The organism is Streptomyces endocoffeicus (genome assembly GCF_016741935.1).
Classification (GTDB): Bacteria; Actinomycetota; Actinomycetes; order Streptomycetales; family Streptomycetaceae; genus Streptomyces; species Streptomyces endocoffeicus.
In genome coordinates, this window is record NZ_JAERRG010000098.1 from 1 (window position 1) to 4,955 (window position 4,955).

Below are 4,955 nucleotides of genomic sequence, written 5' to 3' on the forward strand. Positions count from 1 at the left end.
ATGAGGTGTTCCCCGTCTTTCGGGATGCCTTCGATGCGGTGTGTGAGGCGTTGGACCGGGAGTTGGGTGTGGGTGGTGTGTCGGGTTCGGTGCGGGAGGTGGTGTTCGGGGAGGGGGAGTTGCTGGAGCGGACGGTGTTCGCTCAGGCGGGGTTGTTCGCGTTGGAGTCGGCGTTGTTCCGGTTGGTGGAGTCGTGGGGTGTGGTGCCGGATGTGGTGGGTGGGCATTCGGTGGGTGAGGTGACGGCGGCGCATGTGGCGGGCGTGTTGACGCTGGAAGACGCGGCCGTACTGGTGGCGGCGCGGGGTCGGTTGATGGAGGCGTTGCCGGAGGGTGGGGCGATGGTGGCGGTGGGCGCGGGTGAGGAGCGGGTGCGTCCGTTGCTGGTGTCGGGGGTGGATGTCGCGGCGGTGAATGGTCCTGCGGCGGTGGTGCTCTCGGGTGATGAGGAGGCGGTGCTGCGGGTGGCGCAGGAGTTGTCGGAGCAGGGGTGCCGCACGAGGCGCCTCGCGGTCTCGCACGCGTTCCACTCGACGCGGATGGAGCCGATGCTGGAGGAGTTCCGGCGGGTGGTTGAGGGCTTGTCGTTCGCGGCTCCCGAGATTCCTCTGGTGTCGAATGCGACCGGGGAGTTGATGGATGCGGAGGTGGCGTGTTCGCCGGAGTACTGGGTGGAGCATGTGCGTTCTGCGGTGCGGTTCGCGGATGGTGTGCGGGCGCTTGCGGAGTACGGGGTGAGTACGTATCTGGAGCTGGGCCCCGATGGCACGCTGTCCGCGATGGGCCGCGAGTGCCTGGACGACGGGCACACCGCCTTCGTACCGGCCCTCCGTCGGGAGGGTGACGAGATCCGCGCCCTTGTCACGGCTCTGGCTGGCTGCCATACGCGTGGCGTGCATGTGGACTGGGCGACCGTGCTGGGCGGGACGCGCACCGGTTCGGTCGATCTGCCGACGTACGCCTTCCAGCGGGAGCATTACTGGTTGGTGGGGGACGGGCGTGGAGCCGGTGATGTGGCGTCTGCCGGGTTGGCGGGGGTGGGGCATCCGTTGTTGGGTGCGGTGACGGAGGTGCCGGGGTCGGGTGAGGTGTTGTTCGCCTCGCGGCTTTCGCTGCGTACGCATCCGTGGCTGGCTGATCATGTGGCTGCGGGTGCGGTGTTGTTGCCGGGGGCGGCGTTTGTGGAGTTGGTGGTGCGGGCCGGTGATGAGGTGGGGTGCGGTGGCGTGGAGGAGTTGGTGATGGAGGCTCCGCTGGTGTTGGCGGAGGGCGGGGCGGTGCAGATGCGGGTGAGTGTGGCGGAGGCCGATGAGGGCGGTCGGCGTGTGGTCCGGGTGTATTCGCGGGCGGAGGACGCGGGCGTGGGTGCTGTGTGGGTGCGGCACGCGAGTGGGACGTTGCGGCCTGCGGGGGAGGTGTCCGCTCCCGGCACAGGGCTGTCGGTGTGGCCTCCGGCGGGTGCGGTGGCGGTGGATCCGGTGGAGGTGGAGGGCCTGTACGACGGTCTGGAGCGGGCTGGGTATCGGTATGGGCCGGTGTTCCAGGGGGTGCGGGCGGCCTGGCGGCTGGATGGTGCGGTGTATGCGGAGGTGGCTCTGCCGGAGGAGCAACGGGCTCAGGCGGCGGGGTTCGGGCTGCATCCGGCACTCCTCGACGCGGCCCTGCACGCGGCCGCGTTCCAGCACCCTGCGGAGCGCGCCGACCAGCGGACAGCGCTGCCCTTCGTCTGGCGCGATGTGGCGCTGTACGCCACGGGTGCCATGGCGCTACGGGTACGGGTGGTCCCCGCGGGAGAGGACACCCTGACGCTGGAGTTGGCCGATGAGACCGGCGCCCCGGTGGCTTCGGTGGGTTCCATGGTGTCCCGCCCGGTCGAGCCCGGGCAGTTCAGGACCGCCCCGACACATGACCGTCTGCTCCGCCCGGGATGGGAGGAGACGGCGCTGACGCCGGATGGCACCCCACTGGGCGCGGTGCGGGTGGCCACGGCCGAGGATGTGCGCGCGCTGGCCGAGCGAGGTGACCGGTTCGACGCCGTGACGGTCGAGGTGGCCGAGACCGGAAGTGTGCGTGAGCTGACCAGCCGCGTACTGGAAGTCGTCCAGGCGTGGTCGACCGAACCCGCGCTGGACAGCACGCGGATGGTCGTGCTGACCACGGGCGCGGTCGCCGTCGATCCGGGTGAGCCGGTCGACCCCGCCATCGCCGCCGTATGGGGGCTGGTCGGCACCGCGCAGTCGGAGAACACCGGCCGGATCCTCCTGCTGGACGTCGACAACGAGCCGTCCTCGTACGCCACGCTGAGCACCCTCGTCCCCGCCCTGTTCGCCGCCGATGAGACGCAGGCCGCGGTCCGCGCGGGTTCGTGCTTCCTGCGGCGGCTCACCCGTGTGGTGGGGCCGCCCGATGCCGGGCCGGGTGGTCTGGATGCGGGCGGGACGGTGTTGGTGACGGGTGGTACGGGGGCGTTGGGGGCGGTGGTGGCACGGCATCTGGTGGCCGTGCACGGGGTGCGGAGTCTGGTGTTGGCGAGTCGGAGCGGGCCTGGGGCGCCCGGTGCCGCCGAGTTGGAGGCGGAGCTCGTGGGGGCGGGTGCACGGGTGCGGATCGTCGCGTGTGATGTGGCGGACCGGGATGCGGTGGCCGGGCTGCTGGATGCCGTTCCGGGCGATGTTCCGTTGTCGGCGGTGGTGCATACGGCCGGTGTTCTGGATGACGGTGTGCTGACCGCGTTGACCCCGGAGCGTATGGATGAGGTGTTCCGGCCGAAGGCGGATGGGGCGCTGCATCTGCATGAGCTGACCCGGGGCCTGGACCTGTCGGCCTTCGTGCTGTTCTCCTCCGCCGCAGGCACCTTCGGCAGCTCCGGACAGGGCAACTACGCCGCCGCCAACGCCTACCTCGACGCGCTGGCACAGCACCGGGCCGCCCAGGGACTTCCCGCGATCTCCCTCGGCTGGGGCATGTGGTCCCAGGACGCGGGGATGACCGCCCAGCTCGGCGACACCGACCAGCGTCGACTTGCACGTGACGGACTCGCCGCGCTGACCTCGGCCGAGGGCATGGAGCTCTTCGACACCGCGTTGCGCACCGGAGAAGCCACGGTCCTCCCCATCAAACTGGACCTCGGCGCCCTGCGCGCCCAGGCGGCCACCGGGGCGGTGCCGCCACTGTTGCGCGGATTGGTCCCCCAGGCCCGGCGGATCCGGCAGAAGGCCCAGTCGGCGCATGCGCACGACGCCGACGCGCTCACCGCACGACTGGCCGGGGCGGGCCCCGCGGATCGGCAGGCGATCCTTCTCGACCTGGTCCGGCAGGAGGCGGCGTATGTGCTCGGCTACGCCTCGGTCGGCCGTATCGGCCCCGATGCGGCCTTCACCGACGTGGGCTTCGACTCGCTCACGGCGATAGAGCTACGGGACCGGCTCCTCGCCCGTACCGGACTGCGGCTTCCCGCCACGTTCGCCTTCGACTTCCCCACGCCCCTCGCCCTGGCGGACCACCTGGACTCCCGCCTGGGCGCCGAGGCCACGCAGGACCCGGTGCTGGCCGAAGTGGCGAGGCTCGAAGAACTGGTGGCCGCCAGGCCACCGGACGGTGCCAAGAACACCGGCGCCGCCGCCCGGCTCCGGGCTCTGGCGGCCAAGCTCAGCACCGACGCCCCCGGGCCGGCCGGCGGCGCCGACATCGAAGCGACGCTCGAGGCGGCGTCGGTCGACGACGTACTGGCCTTCATCGACGACGAGTTCGGAATCGTGGACCCGGCGGATTCCGACCGCGCCTACGAGTGAAGGGGAAGGTGACCTCCGGTGGAGAACGACGAGAAGCTGGTCCGGTACCTCAAGCGGGTGACCGCCGACCTGCACCAGGCGCGGCAGCGGCTCACCGAGATCGAGGCCGCGCAGTCGGAGCCGATCGCGATCGTGGGGATGGCGTGCCGGTTGCCGGGTGGGGTGACCACGCCGGAGGAGCTGTGGGACCTGGTGGTGTCCGGCGGTGACGCGGTCGGTGAGTTTCCGGATGACCGTGGCTGGGATCTGGAGAACCTCTTCGACCCGGATCCGGATCACCCGGGCACCAGCTATGTCCGCGAGGGTGGCTTCCTGCGCGACGCGGGGGAGTTCGACGCGGGCTTCTTCGGCATCTCGCCGCGTGAGGCGCTGGCGATGGATCCGCAGCAGCGGCTATTGCTGGAGACGTCGTGGGAGGCGTTGGAGCGCGCCGGAATCGATCCAACGGCCCTACGGGGCAGGGACGTCGGTGTCTACTTCGGCACCCTCAACCAGGACTACGCCACGGACGTGGACACGGTCCCCGAGGGCGTCGAGGGCTATCTGATGACGGGCAGCTCGGCGAGCGTGCTCACCGGTCGGGTCGCCTATGAGCTGGGGTTCGAGGGCCCGGCGATGACGATCGACACGGCATGTTCCTCCTCACTGGTGGGCCTGCACCTGGCCGCGCAGGCGCTGCGGTCCGGCGAGTGCTCGATGGCGCTCGCCGGAGGGGCCACCGTCATGTCCACCCCCAGTGCCTTCGTCGGCTTCTCGCGGCAGCGCGGCATGGCTGAAGACGGCCGCTGTAAGTCGTTTGCGGCGTCGGCGGATGGCACGGGGTGGGCTGAGGGCGTGGGTGTGCTGGTGGTGGAGCGGTTGTCGGATGCGGAGCGGCTCGGCCATCGGGTGTTGGCGGTGGTGCGGGGCAGCGCGGTGAACCAGGACGGTGCGTCGAACGGTTTGACGGCGCCGAACGGTCCGTCGCAACAGCGGGTGATTCAGCAGGCGCTGGCCGGTGCGGGGCTGGTGGCGGGCGATGTGGACGCCGTGGAGGGCCACGGCACCGGCACCACACTGGGTGATCCGATCGAGGTCCAGGCGTTGATGGCGACCTATGGCCAGGATCGGGCTGAGGGGCGTCCGCTGTGGTTGGGGTCGTTGAAGTCGAACATTGGCCATGCT

2 protein-coding genes are annotated in these 4,955 nt (G+C 70.7%); both read left to right on the forward strand.

The window, feature by feature from the left end:
- The coding region (locus JK364_RS53810; RefSeq protein WP_201858784.1) for a type I polyketide synthase at nt 1-3,791 on the forward strand (3,791 nt) is incomplete at its 5' end.
- Between the two features lie 18 nt (nt 3,792-3,809).
- The coding region (locus JK364_RS53815; protein ID WP_201858785.1) for a beta-ketoacyl synthase N-terminal-like domain-containing protein at nt 3,810-4,955 on the forward strand (1,146 nt) is incomplete at its 3' end.